Source organism: uncultured Shimia sp., from assembly GCF_947498095.1.
Taxonomy (GTDB): Bacteria; Pseudomonadota; Alphaproteobacteria; order Rhodobacterales; family Rhodobacteraceae; genus Shimia.
In genome coordinates this window covers 1-18,546 of record NZ_CANMJE010000015.1, presented here as the reverse complement: position 1 = coordinate 18,546, position 18,546 = coordinate 1, and the positions used below count along the sequence as shown (strand labels likewise).

Annotated in this window: 13 protein-coding genes and 1 pseudogene; 8 read left to right on the top strand and 6 right to left on the bottom strand. The window is 52.6% G+C overall.

All coding sequences use genetic code 11. The features are described from left to right. Nucleotides 1–269 precede the first annotated feature (269 nt). From Q0932_RS18095 to Q0932_RS18080, 4 genes and pseudogenes are all read right to left on the bottom strand, one after another. Nucleotides 270–1,559: an adenylate/guanylate cyclase domain-containing protein gene (locus Q0932_RS18095; protein ID WP_299356234.1), complete on the bottom strand. Its 1,290-nt coding sequence runs from the start codon at nucleotides 1,557–1,559 to the stop codon at nucleotides 270–272. Between the two features lie 237 nt (nucleotides 1,560–1,796). Next, nucleotides 1,797–2,428, bottom strand: a pseudogene (locus Q0932_RS18090) (tyrosine-type recombinase/integrase). 146 nt (nucleotides 2,429–2,574) lie between these two features. Beyond that, a complete protein-coding gene (locus Q0932_RS18085; RefSeq protein ID WP_299356232.1) occupies nucleotides 2,575–2,910 on the bottom strand; it encodes a DUF2846 domain-containing protein in 336 nt (111 codons plus the stop codon). Between the two features lie 350 nt (nucleotides 2,911–3,260). Next, entirely contained in the window at nucleotides 3,261–4,340 is a 1,080-nt protein-coding gene (locus Q0932_RS18080) for an FAD-dependent oxidoreductase (protein ID WP_299356230.1), read from the bottom strand. A gap of 108 nt (nucleotides 4,341–4,448) precedes the next feature. Here Q0932_RS18080 and Q0932_RS18075 point away from each other — a divergent pair, with 108 nt between their 5' ends. Further along, entirely contained in the window at nucleotides 4,449–4,793 is a 345-nt protein-coding gene (locus Q0932_RS18075) for a MerR family transcriptional regulator (RefSeq protein WP_299356228.1), read from the top strand. 339 nt (nucleotides 4,794–5,132) lie between these two features. Here the strand turns inward: Q0932_RS18075 and Q0932_RS18070 are convergent, their stop codons facing one another. Then, on the bottom strand, nucleotides 5,133–6,302 hold the full coding sequence (locus Q0932_RS18070) for an aminotransferase class V-fold PLP-dependent enzyme (protein ID WP_299356225.1): 1,170 nt from the start codon (nucleotides 6,300–6,302) through the stop codon (nucleotides 5,133–5,135). An 836-nt stretch (nucleotides 6,303–7,138) separates the two neighbouring features. On the opposite strand from Q0932_RS18070, the gene Q0932_RS18065 reads away from it, so the two are divergent. The 4 genes from Q0932_RS18065 (at nucleotide 7,139) to Q0932_RS18050 (ending at nucleotide 13,426) form a co-directional block, all read left to right on the top strand. Then, a complete protein-coding gene (locus Q0932_RS18065; RefSeq protein ID WP_299356223.1) occupies nucleotides 7,139–7,441 on the top strand; it encodes a DUF2282 domain-containing protein in 303 nt (100 codons plus the stop codon). 544 nt (nucleotides 7,442–7,985) lie between these two features. Then, nucleotides 7,986–11,594, top strand: a complete 3,609-nt coding sequence (locus Q0932_RS18060; RefSeq protein ID WP_299356221.1) for an adenylate/guanylate cyclase domain-containing protein — start codon at nucleotides 7,986–7,988, stop codon at nucleotides 11,592–11,594. Nucleotides 11,595–11,624: 30 nt separating this feature from the next. After that, nucleotides 11,625–11,882, top strand: a complete 258-nt coding sequence (locus tag Q0932_RS18055) for a DUF4242 domain-containing protein (RefSeq protein ID WP_073251810.1) — start codon at nucleotides 11,625–11,627, stop codon at nucleotides 11,880–11,882. A gap of 128 nt (nucleotides 11,883–12,010) precedes the next feature. Then, nucleotides 12,011–13,426, top strand: coding sequence for an FAD-binding oxidoreductase (locus Q0932_RS18050; RefSeq protein WP_299356216.1), 1,416 nt, complete (start codon nucleotides 12,011–12,013; stop codon nucleotides 13,424–13,426). 26 nt (nucleotides 13,427–13,452) lie between these two features. Here the strand turns inward: Q0932_RS18050 and Q0932_RS18045 are convergent, their stop codons facing one another. Further along, nucleotides 13,453–15,057, bottom strand: a complete 1,605-nt coding sequence (locus Q0932_RS18045; RefSeq protein ID WP_299356214.1) for a winged helix-turn-helix domain-containing protein — start codon at nucleotides 15,055–15,057, stop codon at nucleotides 13,453–13,455. A 128-nt stretch (nucleotides 15,058–15,185) separates the two neighbouring features. On the opposite strand from Q0932_RS18045, the gene Q0932_RS18040 reads away from it, so the two are divergent. The 3 genes from Q0932_RS18040 to Q0932_RS18030 all read left to right on the top strand — a co-directional run bounded on the left by Q0932_RS18040 (nucleotide 15,186) and on the right by Q0932_RS18030 (nucleotide 17,813). Then, nucleotides 15,186–16,037 (top strand): class I SAM-dependent methyltransferase, encoded by an 852-nt coding sequence (locus tag Q0932_RS18040; protein WP_299356212.1) that lies wholly within the window; start codon nucleotides 15,186–15,188, stop codon nucleotides 16,035–16,037. Between the two features lie 11 nt (nucleotides 16,038–16,048). Beyond that, entirely contained in the window at nucleotides 16,049–16,984 is a 936-nt protein-coding gene (locus Q0932_RS18035) for a carbon-nitrogen hydrolase family protein (protein WP_299356210.1), read from the top strand. Nucleotides 16,985–17,225: 241 nt separating this feature from the next. After that, a complete protein-coding gene (locus tag Q0932_RS18030) occupies nucleotides 17,226–17,813 on the top strand; it encodes a dihydrofolate reductase family protein (protein ID WP_299356208.1) in 588 nt (195 codons plus the stop codon). Nucleotides 17,814–18,546: the final 733 nt, after the last annotated feature.

Sequence of the window (18,546 nt, the reverse complement as noted above, 5' to 3'; positions counted from 1 at the left end):
ACAGATTTTGCAAACGGATATTATCGGGCTCACAGCCTGAACATAGGTTACAGCCTTAATTTTTTATAGAAAGGCAATGAGTGACTTCGACAAGATAACATCCGGCTATTGGTTTAAATCCAGACAATCGCTGCGCAGCCCACCAAGGTCGGCTATGGGCCGGTCGTGTTGTCGCGAGCCGGGCTAGACAACAAGATGTCTGCGATTGCTCCAATGGCGACAACGAGCCCAAATTAGAAACTGGATCGACCCTCCAGTTTTCTGAATTGTTACGGCACAACACCGGAGCCCAATGTGAAGATTTCGATCGGATCACGAAAACCTTTCAACGCAAATTCCCCGCGCGAATCGACCGGATACTTGTCTTCAACCGCGATGCACGCCCGTGGGCTGAGTAGAATTTCACCGTCCGCGGCTTCGTCGCAAAGGCGGGAAGCAAGGTTGATCGCGGTTCCCGATGCTGTGTAGTCGAACCGGCATTCAAAACCCACCATTCCGACGGTTGCATAACCTAGCGAAACACCCACACCAAATCCCAACCGATACCCCAAGCGCTTCCACTGTTTGGACAATTCGGTCATGCGGGCGCGCATTTCAAGTGCTAGCCGAACCGCGTTTCCAGCCGGGTCATCACAGGGAAGAGGGTCGTTAAACAAGACCATGATCCCATCTCCCATGCGCTGATCAACTCCCGCACCGTGCACGCTAATTAGTTTGCTCATTTCTTCGTAGTAGGTTTGCAGGACCTCGATGGTTTCCTCAGGCTCCGCCATTTCGCAAAATGCCGAAAACCCGCGAATGTCGCAGAACAACACCCCCAGCAGCGCGCGATGGCTCGACAGCACCGAGTCAGCCCCCTGACTGATCACCTCGTCCGCCACGACCGCTGGCAGAAACCTCTTTAGGCGCGCCATGCGCTCGATCTCGACTACCTGCTCATTGACCCTATCGCTGAGTTCCAGGTTCAAAGTTTCCAGCGCGTTGAATTGGCGGGTATTCCCGATGGCGATCACGGCATGCTCGGCGAAGGATTCTATTAGCGAAACTTCCTCGTCGGAAAACGGGCGCACTTCCAGTCGAACCAGACTGATACATCCAAAGGCAGTACCGTTTTCCACGAGAGGCACCAGCAACCGGCTTCGAATGCCAACTTCCTCGATCATTCTGACGTGGTTGGGTTCTCCATCAAAGTAGTATGGATCGTTGTGGATGTCTGCCTCATTGATCGCCCGCGCGTCGCGCAGACACCGCCCCATGGGTGAATTCTCGTCGCGTGGATACTCTAATCCCGGAGAGAAACTCGCCTCTTCGGGATCGACGGTTGCCACGCTAGCCAAACGAGTGATGTCACCAGCCTCATTTAGTAGCCACAGACCTGCGCCATTTGCATGGCAAAGCATCACTGCGTTTCGAATGATCGTGTCCAGAACTGGCTGTTCGTCGTCCCGGTTCTGGCGAATAACTGACAGGATTTCTCTGGTCGCGGCATCACGTTCACGCAATCGGTCGACCTCGGCCCGCAGGTTAGCGTTTTCGGTATCCGTCGTTTGCCCTTGCATCTGCCCCTCCCCCAATTCTCTAGTCGCTGTGAGCATAGAGTGTCAGGGTTGCTCTGACCATCTCGCGGGCGAAGAACACTTGACTCAAGAGTGGCAGTTTTGTCCCACGAACTGTAAGTTCGATGGTCGACCGTTGTCGCACTCGCAGCGAACGTCAGGTTTGACGGGCCGCGTCGCAGCATAGCGCAAGGTAGATCAATTGCCGGTTTGGGCCGCCCAAGAAGGCGGCCCTTGTGGTTAAATTTCAACGGCTTCCGAGATAGCCAACGCGTCTTCCAGCTCGACACCAGGGTATCGAACAGTACTGACCATCTTCGTGTGGCCGAGCAGAAGCTGAACCGCTCGCAGATTTCCAGTCTTGCGATAGATGTGCGCGACCTTGGTTCTTCGCATCGAATGCGTGCCAAATGATGTAGGATCGAGCCCTATGGATTTGACCCATTCGCGAACCAAGCGTGCGTATTGACGGGTCGAAATATGCAACCGTTCGTGAAACCGTCCGGGCCATAGGTATTCCGAACCAACCATCAGCGGCTCCTTCATCCATCGCAGAATTGATTTGCGCGTGCCCTCGGTGATTTCAAACCGCTCGGGTCGCTGCGTTTTGCTTTGGATAATCGAAGCCCGTTCCTTGACCTGGCCCGAGGCGTAGATGTAGGCAACCTTCAGCATTACCAGGTCACACCCTTGAAGCTTGCTGTCGATGGCAAGGTTGAACAAAGCCAGATCACGGTGTTCTCGGCGATTTCTAGTCGCACGCGAATGGCCCAGACATGTTTCGGCATCAGAGGGCGTTTTTGCCCGACGACACGGCCCTTGTTCCAAGCAGGGCGGCAGGCTCGAATGGCAGGTAAGTTTGCAATGGCCATGATGGCTCCTCCCATCCGCCACGATCCACCACAGCGCCAGCCAGACGTTGGCAACTCAAGATAACAAACTTATGTGCACCTGCGGAGAAAGTCGGGTGGGAGCCCTTTTCTGAAGTTGACTGAGCTAACAAAAAATGGTCGCCACTCTAACGCGACATATCCTGACGCGCTGTAGTCTCGGATACCTGCGTGAACTGTGGACGACCTGCGTAGATCCCCATGCGAACATCACCTCGCACATAATAGGTTTGGCCCGCCTGCGTTTGAATGGTAATGGCGTCCTGACTTATCGCTTGTGCCCAGAAAGTTTGTTCGCCTGGACTGACCACTTTCTGTAGCACAGCACCGCTGGTCAGTTGGCCTACAGGCCCGTCTGTATGCTGCACTTGAAAGCGGATTGCGCCACCGGCAAACGCTGCAGGGCGGTAGAACACCACCAACGCCTTACCTGCGGGAGCCTCGAAAGATGAACCGGTCTGCATTACGGTTCCCGCCTCTTGCCCACCCATGCAGGCGGTCAAAGTAGTGAGGCCGGCGAAAGCGAAAAGAAATCGACGTCTGAGCATTGGTCATTTTCTCATTTTGGGTCGTCGTACTATCGATCGGCTTTCAAAGTTTTTCCAACTCGCTATGTTGTCGCTCCGTTAGAAATGCGAAGGGTGAGTGTTGACGGCAGCTTTGTCCGCTTTGCTGACCTTGAAACTAAACGCATGGAACGGCGGCTTTGTGTCCTTTTTCGCAATGCAGCGAATGTCTGCCGTGATGGTTGAGTTCAATGCAAAAAACCCGATTGGCCCCGAGGGTGAATTCCTTTTCTTGGACATGGTTCGCCTCAGGTCCGGTTCAGCATCTTCCGATATTTGGACACAAACAGGTCCTTGCCCTTCATGAGACGTGTTATCGTATCTCCGGCAGTGATCATAACGAGATAGGAGTTCCCTTTCTTCGGCCCCAAGGGGACTAGGAAAGGCGCTTTGCTCCATGGCTTGTATTTGGTCATTTCCTCGACCTTTTTGCCGTTGATCAGCGACGCCAGCATCTTTTTCAACCAGGGCGTTTGGCGGCTGACAGCGACGATCGTCATCGCATCACCGGCCTCTGCCACATCTCCGGCCGCAAAGACATTCGGCAGGTCAGAAGGGCGCAACCACGGGTCGGTCTTGACCCTATTGGCGGTACCTTTGGTAATGCCGGGTAGTGTCTCAAGAATGGCGGACGAGGCACGAGACCCGATGACGGGGAAGATCAGATCGGCAGCAATTCTGTGACCGTTATTCAGGTGAAGCGCCCCAGCATAAGGCTCGGTCATGCTCTCAAGGTTTTCAGCACGCGCACCAAAGATTGTCGTCACGCCAGCATCATTGAGTTTACCGTGTAGGGCTGTCCCAAGTTTTGATGGCTTAGTCGGGAACAGTGACTGTTCTGAAGAAACCAATGTGACCTTTTTGTCCGGCATGAAATGCGCGATTTCGCCAGCCAATTCTGTTCCGACCGCACCTGCACCAACAATGGCCACGCTCTGCGCGGCTTCCAGCATCGCGTGGATACGCGCGCTGTCCGCGCGAAAGGCTTCGATGCTATCATTTGCAGGCTTAAACGGCATCGCATTGTCAGAGCCTGTCCCGACAACGATGTAATCGCCAAGCACTTCTGTTCCGTCTTCAAGTGTGACGCCTTCAGCACTAATGCTTTTTGCACGCGCGCGCAGGATCTGGCCACTCTTGAGCAAATCATCATAGGGGATCAACCCCTGGTCCAGAACTCGCGGATCGACAACTGAGCGGATCATCGCAGGGGCATGGAAAAAATGGCTGCGAGGCTCAATCAGCGTTACTTCGGCCTTGTTGTCCAAAGCCTTGGCCAGTTGAACGCCAACATAGCCCCCACCGATAATAATAATGCGTTTTTTCATATGCTATGTCCTGATGCCTGAAGTGATTGCAATTTCATTCCCTTGGTTGCATATAAACAAAGTAGAAATAAAAACAATAGACCACTGTCCATGGTTTGGGATTTTGCTATGCGTATTGGCGAACTTGCACAGAGATCCGGCTTCAGCCGGGACACCATCCGGTTTTATGAGCAAAACGGTCTCATCACCTCAACCGTTGGGGACAGTGAGACGAATAGTTACCGCAAATACAAAGACGACTGCCTAGTCTGGCTCGAGTTTTTCGCAGGTGCACGAGAAGCAGGCATGTCAGTCGCTGACCTTCGCTCAATTGTGGAGGCCAATGCAGAAAGTTGCGACCGCGAGGCCGCGCGCGCCGTCGTCCTAGGTAAAATCGAAGAGTTGAACGAGCGGGCAGATCAGATTGGAAATGCAATCCGGTTTCTGGAGAACACTTTGTCCAGGTTAGGATGAATAACCTACGGCCTTGATGGAGTTTCACAGTAAGAGTCTGCTTCGTTGCAGCGCGCATTACACTGTAAATTTGGCTTGAAAAGTAGAACCGAGAGATTGGCAAAGCTGACATTTGGCTAGGTGAAGCGAATATCCGTTTTGTCCACAACTCGGGAATTCATGTGAAACGCAGCGAAGGTCCGCAATCCGCCCTACTTCCAGTTCACGCTAATCGCAGCATTGGTCAATATGGGCTCTCTGCCGCCATTCGCTGCATCTGCGAGCGTCCAAACTACCCCGAAGGACTGCAAAGCGGACAAGGCTTCCGTTCCCAAAGGCACGTCCAAGGTCTGCTTTCCGCTATGCCCTTTTGACGGCGTCAACAAATCGGGCAATCTCATCGTGCGTGTTAAAGTAATGCACAGAGGCTCTTGTCATCGACATGAGGCCACGCGGTTCAAGATCGAGACGTGCAGAGGGCATGGCAGAAACTGACACATTTATCCCGTCAGTGCGGAGACGTTCTGTAACAGTGGCGGGTTCAATTCCGACCTTTGTGAACGTGACAATCCCACACTTCTGCTGACCCAAATCATGCACAGAAACGCCTTTGATTCCTGCGAGCGCATCACGTAGATCCTGAGCAAGCAACGCCACACGCGTTTCTATGTTTGAGAGGCCAATGTTTCGCGCATACCGGGCCGCTTCCATCAGGCCAACGCGACCAGCGACATAGCTTTCCCAATTCTCAAATCGCTTTGCGCCATCAACAAATTCAAAGCTGTTAGTGCCGGTCCATTTCGCAGAAAGGAGATCAATGAAGGGGGGGTCGATCTGATCAATGACGCCCTTTCGAACGTATAGAAAACCTGTTCCTCTTGGGCCTCGCAAAAACTTCCGACCCGTTCCTGACAGGATATCGCAGCCGATCTCGGCGACATCTACGTTGATTTGCCCGACGGATTGGCAGGCATCCAGCAAGTACAGAACGCCGTGTTTCCGCGCGATTTTTCCAACCTCGGCGGCGGGATTAACCAAGCCACCCTGTGTCGGAACATGCGTGATTGCCATCAACTTTGTCTTTGGGCCGATCATGCCATCCAACGCGTCGACATCAATCTGGCCGAACTCATCAGACGGCACGAGATCAATCTCAAACCCAAGCCGACGCGACTGTTGCAAGAGCGCGAGGTAATTGGACGCGTATTCGGACCCGTGGGTGATGACCCTGTCACCAGGTCTCAAATGCAGACCGTAGAAGGCCATGTCCCAAGCGCGGGTCGCATTCTCAACAAAGGCGATCTCATCAGGATCGGCGTTCAGAAGGCCTGCGAATTCGGAATAGAAAGCTTGTATATCGCTTTGTGCGCGCCGTTCGGCCTCGTAACCGCCAACCTCGTTTTCATCGCGCAACACACGTTGCAGCGCGCTAAAAACAGGCGTGGGCATGAGCGACGATCCTGCATTGTTGAAATGCAAAACTTTTTCGCAGCTCGGAGTATCCAAACGAACTTTGTCAATGTCTATCATGCCTTACTCCCCATGCGCGAGATGTAGCAACGCAAGAGAATGAAAACAACCGATTGGAACAACGTACCAAATCTTGGACATTCGCAACGACGAAGAGTTTTTGCCAGAATGGGCTCAAACCTGCCGTTAGCTGCGTCCTGCACAAAGGTCTGCTATGCGGGACTTTCCCGCCGTTCGCTGTAAGTGCTCAATCGGCGCTGCATCAGCGAAGGAGAACTTAAAGAAAGGCGGTTTCCTAACGGCCAACGACGTGACGGCCTAGGGAACAGTTGGCGGGTCTTACAATCGACTATAGGCAAAGAATAACCCCACCTCAGGGGAGAGGCAGGGCTGAAGGTGCTTAAGTCCACTCACGGAAGCCTGGAAATAGCAGGCACCTCATTATCCCACGAGCATTCAAACATAAGAATGTGGCAATTTGACTGATGTCGCAGGGTAAAGAATAACCCCGCCTTGGTGATTGGGGAACAAGGCGGGGCGCTACTGCCAAATTTTGTTTTTAGCCGAAAGGACAGTGGCCAGGACTTATGGTGGTTCCCAAGCTTGACGTGAGTATAACGAGAAAAAGAAAACAAGGCATGTCCCCCGGTTGGAAGTGCACCGCTGTTCTCAGGAATGAACTCTACGCCAGCGGCTTCGAGGGCAGGAAGTGTACAAAGTGACGTAACATGTGTTACTTTAGCACTGTTCGTTTTCTCGTTTTGGCTCACGTCGCTTGCTGCAGTGAAGGCATTCTTTGAAAACATTTGCCGGAATTTAGCATCTTTAAGAGTACTGAAGTCAGCGCGCAATTTGGAGCGGCGTACTGAGCCCAAGTCATTTCAGAAAGGACCAGCATGTCTCACCGAACAACAGCCCTGACCCTCGCAAGTGTCGTAACTGCGGCAGTGGCAGTAAACCCAACAATTTCAGAAGCGGGCCCCCAAGAGAAATGCTACGGTATATCAAAAGCTGGCGAAAACCATTGTGGTGCTGGACCAGGTACGACTTGCGCCGGAACTTCGACCGTCGATTATCAGGGGAATGCATGGACCTTAGTGGAACAAGGCACCTGCTTGGATATCGAACTGCCGGACATGGCAGACGGAACCGAACGCAAATCATCGTTCAAACCAATCGAGCGTGACCTACCCTCCTGAACATTGCAGCATTTGTCGGTTCGGGCTCACTGCCGTCATTCGCCGCGTAATGCGCCAATGGCGGCAATGCGGAAAACCAGCCGTTGGCTGCGCAAGTCTTGGATGTCTCAGTTGCGGACTTTGTTGCCGCTGAGACGATTGGCTCTGACCGTCGTTTTCGGCCCAAACTTGCCTTTGTCGGATATTCGCGCAAAAGTCAGCTTTGAAGCCAAACTAAACTTGCCCACTTTGTCGAGTGTAGGGATGCGGTCAAAGCCCAAATTTATTGACACGGAAGATCGCCGACTTTTCTGAAACGAAAGTTTCGTCGGTTTTGGAAGTGAAAAAACCCCATCAAAGGAACGAATGGCTGTGGAACATGCTTGATGCAACGGCCGTGTAGGCCGTGGTTACACCGGCCAATTCAGTCGCGTGTCATGCTTGATGCAACATCAATTGGCGAATTCCCAAATCTAGCCGATGGCCGTTTAGTGTTTAGTGGGGCGGGTTCCGCACTGAGATCAATATCTTGATCGAAATCTCATAAACAAGCATTGTTAACAGTATGGCCCTTAACATCGACGCATGGCTCTTTGAACTAGGTTTGGATCAGTACACTGATTCATTCATCAGTAATGATGTAGATGAAAGAGTCTTGCCGTTGCTTACTGGTGATGACTTAAAAGAATTGGGCGTAAGCTTGGGCCATCGAAAGATTATTTTGGCTGCTATCAAGGACCCCCAAAACAGCTTAGCAAGTTTGTCAACGCCCGAGCTGGCGCCATCTTTGAACGAGCAAACCCTTCAAAATGAACCCTCTCAAATTTCCGGCCACTCCGTACCTGATACGGTGGTTTCGTCAAAGCCAAATGCAAACACGATTGCGGAACGTCGCCACCTAACGGTTCTATTCGCCGACCTCGTCGGGTCGACCAAACTCACCAACCGTTTGGACCCCGAAGATATGCGCATCCTGTTGCAGCGATATCAGGATGCCGTTGCTGGTGCTGTCAGCCGTTATGGAGGTTACGTTGCCAAGTATCTCGGTGATGGGCTTTTGGTGTTTTTTGGATGGCCTAGCGCCTACGAAGATCACGCAGTTCGCGCCGTAAAAGCTGGTCTGGACGCGGTGGACCGTGTGAAAGAGTTAAAAACACCGGACGGTGAACCTTTGGCGGTTCGGATGGGCGTCGCAAGTGGTGAGGTCGTCGTCGGTGACGCAATCGGAGAAAACACATACGAAGAAGGAGCGATGACAGGCCCAATCCTCAATCTTGCTGCGCGAATACAAGAGTATGCTCCACCTAACACGATCGTCCTCCCTGAAGAAGAAACAGAGGCGGCGCTGCGCCGAATTTTCGAATTTTCTTCACTTGGGCGGGTTGAGCTAATAGGGTTTGACAGCCAACGCACGCTTTTACAGGTCGTTGCTGAGCACAGTGCCGAAAGCCGATTTCGCGCTACACATCGGGGGGATTCAAACAGCGCACTGGTCGGGAGAAATCTTGAAAACGGCATCCTTCGTCAGGCTTGGAAAGGCGCCAATACCGGTAAGGGCGAGGTCGTGTTGCTCGCAGGTGAGGCGGGCATCGGGAAATCCCGTTTGACCGAAGAGTTCCTGGCCGACGAAGCTATCGCAGGCAATGCAGATATAATGAGATTGAATTGTTCACCTTATCTAACCAGTAGCCCGTTCCACCCAGTTACCGAACGCATTTCTCGGGACGCGGGTGTCGAACCGGGTTTTGACGATGATCGTGTTTTGGAACAAGTACAGGCAATGCTTGAAGCAAGGCAGGGTTTGGACATTGATCAGGTGCTTCCAGTTTTTGCCGCTCTGGTGGCGCCACGCAGTAAGATTGCCCAGCAAATACTCGATTTGTCCCCCCAAGAACAACGCGACCTTACAATTCAGACACTGATAGACACCGTCAAAGCGCGTGCAAATGTGCGTCCAGTCATTCTGTTCATTGAAGATGCCCACTGGATCGACCCGTCGACCAATGCTCTTCTGGATCGTTTTAAAGCAATTTGTGCGGATCTTCCGCTGATGCTCTTGATAACCCACAGACCCGGTTGGGAGTTGGACCAAGACGATGGTGACGCCCATGTTCAAACGCTACAACTGCGGCGATTTGATTTTGATCATGTTGCTAATTTGGTCCGAAGTATTTCCGGAAGCGAGCCAGATCGAGATCTCGTTCAGACGGTTGTTGAGAGGACGGATGGCATTCCGCTGTTTGTAGAGGAATTGACGCGCGCCATAGTCACGTCAGGAGAAAAAGGAAAATTCAAAGTGCCCTCGTCATTAAAGGGCACTTTGATGGCACGCCTCGACGCTGTTTCACTGGAAGCCAAGCAAGTGGCACTAGCTGGCTCGGTTATAGGCCGCGAATTTGAACCAGCGTTACTGCGCGCTACAATGGATAAAGGCGAGGCGGAAATCCGAAACTGCCTCGATGATCTTTGCAAATCGGGCCTGATATTCGAAAGCGGCCATAACCGCGGCTACTTTGTTTTCCGGCACGCCCTGATCCGAGACACAGCCTTTCAATCTATGCTGGCCTCGACCCGCAGGGAGTTGCACGCGAAAGTTGCCGGCGCTCTGACTCTGCTTCGATCTGCCGAAATTGAGCGTCGTCCTGAACTGTTAGCACACCATTTGACCGCCGCAGAAGATTGGGCAGCAGCTTTTCAACGCTGGCAATCTGCAACTGAAATGGCCCTTGCACGTTCGGCCAGTCATGAGGCGATGACAAATGCAAAGGAAGCCCTCAAAGCCGCGCACAAACTAGGAGGTGAATCCAGCCGGGAAGTAATTGTTGGCAAAATTCTTGTCGGAAGAGGCTATGATAGCGTCGGTCGATTGCCGGAAGGTATCGCCACTCTCAAAGAAGCGTCAGAAGCCGCGTGTGAAATCGGAGATGTCGAAATCGCGGCAGATGCCGCACACCATTTTGCTGATTCAAGCATGATGGCCGGTGAATTGCATGAACAAGCCATCAAGGTTTGCTTGAAGGCTCTGAACGACTTGCCAGAGCATGATGAGGTCCGACGATGCAAATTAATGAGCCAGCTGGCACGCACTTACATGTTCACTGGTCAATTTGCGGCAAGTGCAGAGTACAGCCAACAATGTCTGAAGTTGGCCGCGAAACTGGGCGACCTCAAATCCCAATTCCACGTCATGATGGCGCGATTTGCCGCGTCATTTGTTGCAAGACAGGAAGACGAAGTGCGCGATTGGCGCAAAAACCTTGAGGCCATGCACAAGGTTGCCGAGAAACTGGGCAACATTGATCAGGGGCGGGACCGAACGCTGAGCCTGTTTGTCGGAGCGGAAATGGCGGATCGCCAGTTGATGGATAACTCACTTGAGCTTTTGACAGAGATATCGACCAAAGATAATCATCGTCAGCTTTATTGGGTGCAAACACATGCCCGGGCGATGGTTGCTACTCTGGAAGGGGACTTTGAGCGCGCCGAGAGCTATGCCAACGAAGCTGTAAAGATTGGACGCCAGACTCATGGCAAACATGTTGAGGGTGTTTATGGCGTTCAGATGTTCACCATTCGCCGGGAGCAAGGTCGATTGCAGGAGGTCGCGCCAGTCATTAAACGTTTGATGACAGAGAGTCCGGGTGATGCGAGTTGGAAACCGGGTTTCGGTGTAATCGCTGCTGAATTGGGCTATTTAGAAACGGCTGAACGCATACTGAACGAACTGGCGGAAACTGGGTTTTCGATATCGCCAGATGCCATGTATTCGACAACGCTTTCGTATCTGGCCGACATTTGTGTGGCGGTGGAAAACAAAAAACATGCCAAAACCATTTTTGACATGCTGGTCCCTTACGAAAACCTTACAATCACTGCGGGTGCGACCACGGCCTGTATTGGTGCCGCTGCTCGTCGGCTTGGCAGCCTTGCCGGATTGATGGGGAATTGGGAAATTTCGGACAAAATGTTTGATAAGGCAATCAAAATTGACACGAGCATGGCCGCACCACCGTGGATTGCGCATAGCAAGGCGGCATATGCGTTCGCCTTGCGACGCCGAGGTCGCCTCAAAGATGCGGAACGTGCTATTCATCTGGAAGCAGAAGCGTTGGCAACGGCCGGGGATCTGGGTATGGTAACACTTATATCAAAGCTCCAAGGACAAATGACTTAGGAATTCTGCGAACACTTTTGGGGGTGAAATATGCCTAGATTTATTATTGAAAGAAACTTTGCGGAACAGCTCGAAATAGACAACGAAGCCAAAATTCAAATTAAAGAGATCAATGATGAAGAGGGCGTCGAATGGATTTTTTCGTTTCTAAGCGCTGATAAACGCAAAACATATTGCCTATACGAAGCGCCCGACGAAGACAGCCTGCGAAAGGCTGCTGAGCGCCTGAATATTCCAGCTGATGTCATAACATCGGTGGATCGGATCGACCCCGGCATCTTTGCCTGAAGGTCCGGACCGCCTAAACTAATACTTACAAGTTCTGCCCCATCACCGGGAACAGGTGAGAAGAGGTCTTTTCTCCAGTCGAGGCAGTCTCGCAAGAAGCCTTACCTGAAAAAGGAAGGCCAATTCTTATGCTTGAATTACTTACACTCAATGACGGCGCAGTTGCCGTAGATCAAGAAACTTTGAACGCACTTGATGCTTCGCTCAAGGGGGCGGTGCATCTTAAGGGCAGTGCGGAATACGACGACGCCCGAACGATATGGAATGGAATGGTTGACCGCCATCCAGGCTTTGTGATCCGAGCTCTAGGGCCCCACGATGTACAAAAAGCGGTAAATTTTGTTCGGGACGGCGGGCTGGTTATGTCAGTGAAGTCCGGTGGCCACCAGATCGCCGGGCATGCGGTTGCCGACGGAACGGTTCTACTTGATCTGTCGCAAATGCGTTCTGTTGATGTGGACCCAATGAACAAAACTGCCCGTGTGGAACCCGGCGCACTTCTGGGCGATGTGGATCGCGAAACCCAAGCGCACGCGCTTATCGTTCCATCGGGTATAAACTCGACCACTGGTATTGCAGGCCTCACGCTGGGTGGTGGCTTTGGCTGGACCACCCGGAAATTTGGAATGACAATCGACAGTCTTTTGTCAGTCGAAGTGGTGACAGCGGATGGATCTATCGTCACAGCGTCAGCGACCAGTCACCCTGACCTTTTTTGGGCCATACGGGGGGGCGGCGGCAATTTCGGGGTGATTACCTCTTTTGAATTCCAATTGCACTCTCTGGGGCCCGAGGTCTTGTCTGGATTGATCGTTCATCCGATCGAAGAGGCATCTGGTCTGTTGGCAGAAGTCACAAAAATTGCTGATAATGCGCCGGATGAATTGACAGTATGGAGCGTGATGCGCAAAGCCCCGCCTTTGCCATTTCTTACCGAGGATTGGCACGGACGCGAGGTTCTCATTCTCGCCGCTTGCTATGCCGGTCCCATGGATGAAGGCGAAGCGGCAATGGCAGGTTTGCGTGGCCTTGGAAACCCGATCGTTGATGTCATTTCCCCGCATCCATTCGTTGGTTGGCAGGCCGCCTTTGATCCACTTCTGGCCGCCGGTGCCCGCAATTATTGGAAGAGCCACGACTTCGCGGCTCTTTCTTCAGACGCGATTGCAACACTTCTGGAAGGAATTGCCACATTGCCGGATCCGGCTTGTGAAGTGTTCATTGCCCATGTGGGCGGTGAAATGGCACGGGTTGGTGCAGGTGAGACCGCATACCCAGAGCGGTCATCGCATTTCATCATGAATGTGCACACTCGCTGGGAAGATCCCGCAAAGGATGATGAGTGTATCGCGTGGGCGCGCACCCTTTATGATCGGATGAAGCCCTATTCAACTGGCAGCGCTTATGTGAATTTCATGCCCGAAGATGAAGCGGATCACATGGCGGGTGCTTACGGTGAAAACGGTGATAAATTGTCTCTGATCAAGGGCAAATATGATCCGGATAACCTTTTCAGAATAAATCACAACATTTTGCCCACTTGAAAACGATTGGTCCGATATTGGACAGATCAGGGTAGCCCTGCCAATTTCAGATCTCGGGTCAGCATTGTTATCTGTCCGTCATCCTCCATCGGATAGGTGCTCAGAAAACCAGTCAGGGAGAATTCAGGTTCCTGTCCCAGGATTTCCTCGACCTCCCAGGCTGCTTCGTCTGGTTCGCCAAACTGTACTTGGCAGGCCGCCATGTACAATCGGGTTTCCAAATTGGATGGATTGCGGCGAGCGGCCTCGTGGAGATTGATCTGAGCCTGACCGCAGTCGCCAAGATAATAGTAAGCCCGTCCCAACAGCATGAAATAGAGGTACCCTGCACCCGGATTCCGCCGCATTGCCTTCCGTAATAGAGGTATCGATTTACCGGGCTGCCCCGCATAAGTCCGGATGCCACCAAGCAAGGCCAACGCATCCGCGTAGCTCGGGTCCAGCGCCAAAGCCTTGTGTAATGCGTTCTCCGCATCTTCCAGCTGGCGTCTTTGGGTGTGAACATATCCGATCACCCAATACTGTTCCGGCAAATTGGGCTGAATGCTTAGGGCTGTACCTGCCATGGACAGAGCCCGGTTAAGTGCAAGGCTACTATCTTCGGCCCATTCGTTTCGGTATTCGGCAGCGTGAACCAAAGCCAACCCTCCATAGGCTCGAGCAAAACCCGGATCGCGGGCAATGGCGCGTTCATACAGGGCTCGCGCCAACGAAGTTCCCGAGCGGTCGCGAGGCAAAAGGGCTGCCTGAGCCTGCAAGAACAAATCGAATGCTTCCACGCTGTCGGTATACCCTCGTGCCTGAGCGCTGAGATTGGCTTGTTCGATTACAAGAGAAAGGTCCGAAGTAATGGTCGTCTCAATTTCTGTCATCACAGTGAGCAGATCGGAGTATGCCCGGTCATGGCGGTGGATGGCCAACACTGTTCCATCCTCACCATCTAGCAGTCGCGTATGGATCAGGATGCGGTTTTCGGTGGGCCATACACTTCCTTCAAGGCGATAGTCAGCCTGATTGATGCGTGGATGAGACTGCATAGCTGAAACATGGGGAATAGCAGCCAATCCGGTGACAACTGTCTGCTCCATGCCACGCACGAGATAATCCTGCGAGGCGTCACCGGACAGGTTCACAAAGGGAGACACTACAATTCGCGTTTGGGCGTCGGATTGCAATTTGATTTGAGGCGCTGCAGCTTCGGTTCGTGGGAATAGGGTTATGGCAACACTTCCAAGAAGCAACAGAACCAAAACAACCGACACCCAGACCAAGCCGAAACTTTGCTTTGCCACGGGTGGTTTTGGGGTCGTGACTTCGGCGATCAGCCGATACCCACGCTTTGGGATTGTCTCGATAACGCTGGGATTTCGCGCATTGTCCCCAAAAGCCTTGCGGATTTTTATTATGGCGTTGGTCAAAGAGTCGTCACCCACGACAACGTCGCCCCAGATGGCGTCATGAATCTGCTCTCGTGACACTACGCTGTCCTGATGGGCAAATAGATACACCAGCACCTCCATGGATTTAGGTTCGATACGAGTGACAGTATCTCCACTGGCAATTTCACAGGTTGCCGGGGTCACTGTATGGCCATGCACTAGGTATCTGTCAGAGGAAGCAGCGGAGCACATTTAAGAGTTTTCTTTTCGAGGCTAGTCTCCTCATCATACCGCAAAAATCGGAAAATCGTTGGAAAACCGTTGGGACTTATTTCGTCATGTTCATCAGGCTTTGAGCAGATTAAATGATAGGACATGTCATGACAGTATTTGATCCGAAAGGTTACAAGACGACGACACACGCCCAATGGCAAGATGCGGCAAAAGCTTGGAACGATTGGGGGCAGGTGCTTAACCAATGGCTAGGACCGGCAACCAAAACGATGCTTGACATGGCGGGCGTTACCACCGGGTCCCATGTGTTGGATGTGGCGGCCGGAGCCGGCGAGCAATCGCTAAGCGCGGCTGCCCGAATTGGCCCGGCAGGTCGGGTGCTGGCCACAGATATTTCTGAAAACAAACTGGAGTTCGCAGCAGAAAATGCACGCGCGGAAGGGTATGAAAATCTGGACACCATGGTCGTTGATGCTGAGGCGCTGGACGTTGCGCCAGCCTCATTTGACGCCGCCATTTCCCGTGTGGGGTTGATCTACTTTCCTGATCAATTGGCCGCGCTTGCCCGAATTCGCACGGCTTTGAAGCCAGGTTCGCGATTTGCAGCGATGGTCTATTCCACACCTCAGAACAACGGTTTTTTCTCTGTACCGGTGTCGATTATTCGGGATCGTGCCGCCCTTCCGCCGCCCTTGCCAGGGCAGCCTGGTCCGTTCAGCCTGGGCGGCCACGGGGTTCTGGCCGAGCTTCTGGAGCGTGCAGGGTTTACCGAGATAAAAGAAACCGTAATCCACTCTCCCTTGCGATTGCCGTCGGCTGCGGACTGTCTGCGGTTCGAACGCGAGAGCTTTGGGGCCCTGCATCAGATGCTGTCCGGCCTAACCGCCAAAGACCAGAACACCGTTTGGGAGGAAATCGCCGTCGCGCTGACAAAATTTGAAACAGCGGATGGGTTTGAGGGCCCTTGCGAGATGGTTGTCACTTCGGGTCGCAATTGAAAGGAAACGGCATGAAAACTGCAATTGTTCAGGAACCGCCCGTCTATCTTAATCTTTCTGCCAGCATGGAGCGTGCCATTGAGCTTGTCGGAAAGGCCGCTCGGGAGGGTGCCAACCTTCTTGTCTTTCCCGAAGCCTGGTTTCCAGGATATCCGACATTCCTGTGGCGTCTCTCACCCGGGGCAGGAATGGGAAAAACGGACGAATTGTTTACGCGGCTGCAAGCCAACTCGATCGACTTGAGCAAGAAACAAATGATGCCCCTGCAAGAAGCGGCTCGTGAGCATGAGATGGTACTGGTGGTAGGGTATCAAGAACTTGATGGTGCGATCTCCGGCTCTACTCTTTACAATTCCTGTACGATCATCGACGCGGATGGGCGGATCGTGAACAACCATCGCAAACTGATGCCAACCAACCCGGAGCGCATGGTTTGGGGATTTGGGGACGCGTCCGGACTGAAAGTCGTTGATACAGCCGTGGGGCGGATCGGTTCGCTTATCTGCTGGGAAAGCTACATGCCGTTGGCGCGCTATGCACTCTATGCGCAGAACATTGACATCTATGTCGCGCCGACTTGGGATTGTGGCGACACTTGGCAGGCAACGATGCAACATGTTGCACGGGAAGGCGGTTGTTGGGTGATAGGTTGCGCCACCGCGCTGGAAGCCTCTGATATTCCGACCGATATCCCATATTTTGATGAACTCTTTCCCAACAAGGACGAATGGATCAATCCCGGTGACGCCGTCATCTACAAACCCTTCGGTGGAATCTGTGCGGGGCCGATGCGTCGTGAAAAAGGTTTCTTGATCGCAGAGATAAATGTGGAGGAAGCCCGCGCATCACGTCGCAAGTTTGACGCCTCTGGTCACTATGCGCGCCCGGATGTTTTCAGCTTGTCTGTGGATCGACAAGTGAAACCTCCTGTCGCTTTTTTTGATTGACCAACTACAAGAGCCGTCGTCCATTTGGGGAGAAACGGATGTCAGTTCTCCGCCCTAACATCCGGTTCGCGCCAATCGCAGCATTTGTAAGATTGGGCTCAAACCGGACCTTAGCTGCGCGATACCTGAAGGACCGGTGAGCGGACAAAGCTGTTGTTCAATTACTCGCAGCGAATGCCAGCTTTCAAAATCGGGTGTTAATGCATAACCTAAGGCTCGACCAAATATCGAGGAGGTTCCCATGAAGTGCTCTGCATACATCGCGGCGAGCGTGGATGGGTTCATTGCCAGACCCGATGGTAGCATTGACTGGCTGCAGACCGCTGGAAATCCAGAGGCCGGTGTAGGCGAAGGCTATATCGACTTTGAGACCTACATCGCGTCGGTCGATTGTATGATCATGGGGCGCAAGTGCATGGACATAATCAGCAGCTTCGATCTGTCGCCAGAGCAATGGCCCTATGGAGCACTGAAAATTGTTGTTCTCAGCAACACGGTTCAAACGCCCCCGGACAACCTTAAAGACAAGGTCAAAATGTATTCTGGCGACCTGACGGTGCTGTTAGACGAGCTTGAGAGGGACGGCTATCGCAGCGCCTACATTGATGGTGGCGCAACCATTCAAAACTTCATCAACCTCGGGAGGTTGAATGAGATCACTATTACGCAGATGCCAATTTTGATTGGAGATGGCGCGCCTTTGTTCGGAAGTACGCTCGGAGATGTGGACCTTATTGATGCGCAGGCGGTGGTTTGCCCGAATGACTATATCCAGTTTCGTTATCGGATAAAAAAGGGACAACCCAAGAGCAGACATTCTGCTGCGTAAAGTATTCAGTAAAAGGGGCTCGGAGCAGCCATTGGCTGCGAGCCGAACCAAGGTCGGCTGTGGGTCGAAAACGCCAAATAGTCCGATCCAGGTGAAGGCCCGGATTGTCCCGCTGAGCAGACATTTGTCGGTTGGGTTTCTTCGTGTGCCTTGCAACACGTACCGGTGTTCCGGAAACTAACTGTTACTTTTGAAAAAGAAGACAGAATTTGTTAACGCGCCACGCTCGCACTTTCGTCGTTATGGCAGGGGGTATCTGGGGGCAGGGGTATTGTCAGTAGCTATTAGCATGTTAACTGGGGGCTGGGTGGTTCGGATTACCAGAGCGAGCTGTGAAGGAGGGGAATGATGCGCAAGTGATGATCTATCCCCTGTTCCTGTAGGTTTCTGACCTTATTTTAAAGGGTTTTGCACGATGAAGCGTTGAAACTTTCCAGACTAAGGGGTTTGTTCTGGGCTTATGGGTGCTGTACGATAGGTTGGTACGCCGTGGGCATGTTGGTCATTATCCTACTGTCGTTTAGTGCGCGGGGGCGGACTACGGTTTTTCCCGGGGATAAGTGGGGAACTGCAAACAAGCCTTTGGGAACCTACCTACATAAGACAGGAGTTCAAGTATCACCGGTCAGAATTCGCAGTGACGTTCTGTAGGTTTCGTTGAGCCTCCCCATCTGAATGGGTCCACCGTTAAGGTTAGGAAACGGAGGACTAAGAATGGCAAACAAGCGACTGA

Excerpts from the sequence above, each read along its gene's own strand:
- Q0932_RS18095 (WP_299356234.1), bottom strand. The coding sequence starts at position 1,559 with ATGCAAGGGCAAACGACGGATACCGAAAACGCTAACCTGCGGGCCGAG.
- Q0932_RS18085 (WP_299356232.1), bottom strand. The coding sequence starts at position 2,910 with ATGCAGACCGGTTCATCTTTCGAGGCTCCCGCAGGTAAGGCGTTGGTG.
- Q0932_RS18080 (WP_299356230.1), bottom strand. The coding sequence starts at position 4,340 with ATGAAAAAACGCATTATTATTATCGGTGGGGGCTATGTTGGCGTTCAA.
- Q0932_RS18075 (WP_299356228.1), top strand. The coding sequence starts at position 4,449 with ATGCGTATTGGCGAACTTGCACAGAGATCCGGCTTCAGCCGGGACACC.
- Q0932_RS18070 (WP_299356225.1), bottom strand. The coding sequence starts at position 6,302 with ATGATAGACATTGACAAAGTTCGTTTGGATACTCCGAGCTGCGAAAAA.
- Q0932_RS18065 (WP_299356223.1), top strand. The coding sequence starts at position 7,139 with ATGTCTCACCGAACAACAGCCCTGACCCTCGCAAGTGTCGTAACTGCG.
- Q0932_RS18060 (WP_299356221.1), top strand. The coding sequence starts at position 7,986 with ATGGCCCTTAACATCGACGCATGGCTCTTTGAACTAGGTTTGGATCAG.
- Q0932_RS18055 (WP_073251810.1), top strand. The coding sequence starts at position 11,625 with ATGCCTAGATTTATTATTGAAAGAAACTTTGCGGAACAGCTCGAAATA.
- Q0932_RS18050 (WP_299356216.1), top strand. The coding sequence starts at position 12,011 with ATGCTTGAATTACTTACACTCAATGACGGCGCAGTTGCCGTAGATCAA.
- Q0932_RS18045 (WP_299356214.1), bottom strand. The coding sequence starts at position 15,057 with ATGTGCTCCGCTGCTTCCTCTGACAGATACCTAGTGCATGGCCATACA.
- Q0932_RS18040 (WP_299356212.1), top strand. The coding sequence starts at position 15,186 with ATGACAGTATTTGATCCGAAAGGTTACAAGACGACGACACACGCCCAA.
- Q0932_RS18035 (WP_299356210.1), top strand. The coding sequence starts at position 16,049 with ATGAAAACTGCAATTGTTCAGGAACCGCCCGTCTATCTTAATCTTTCT.
- Q0932_RS18030 (WP_299356208.1), top strand. The coding sequence starts at position 17,226 with ATGAAGTGCTCTGCATACATCGCGGCGAGCGTGGATGGGTTCATTGCC.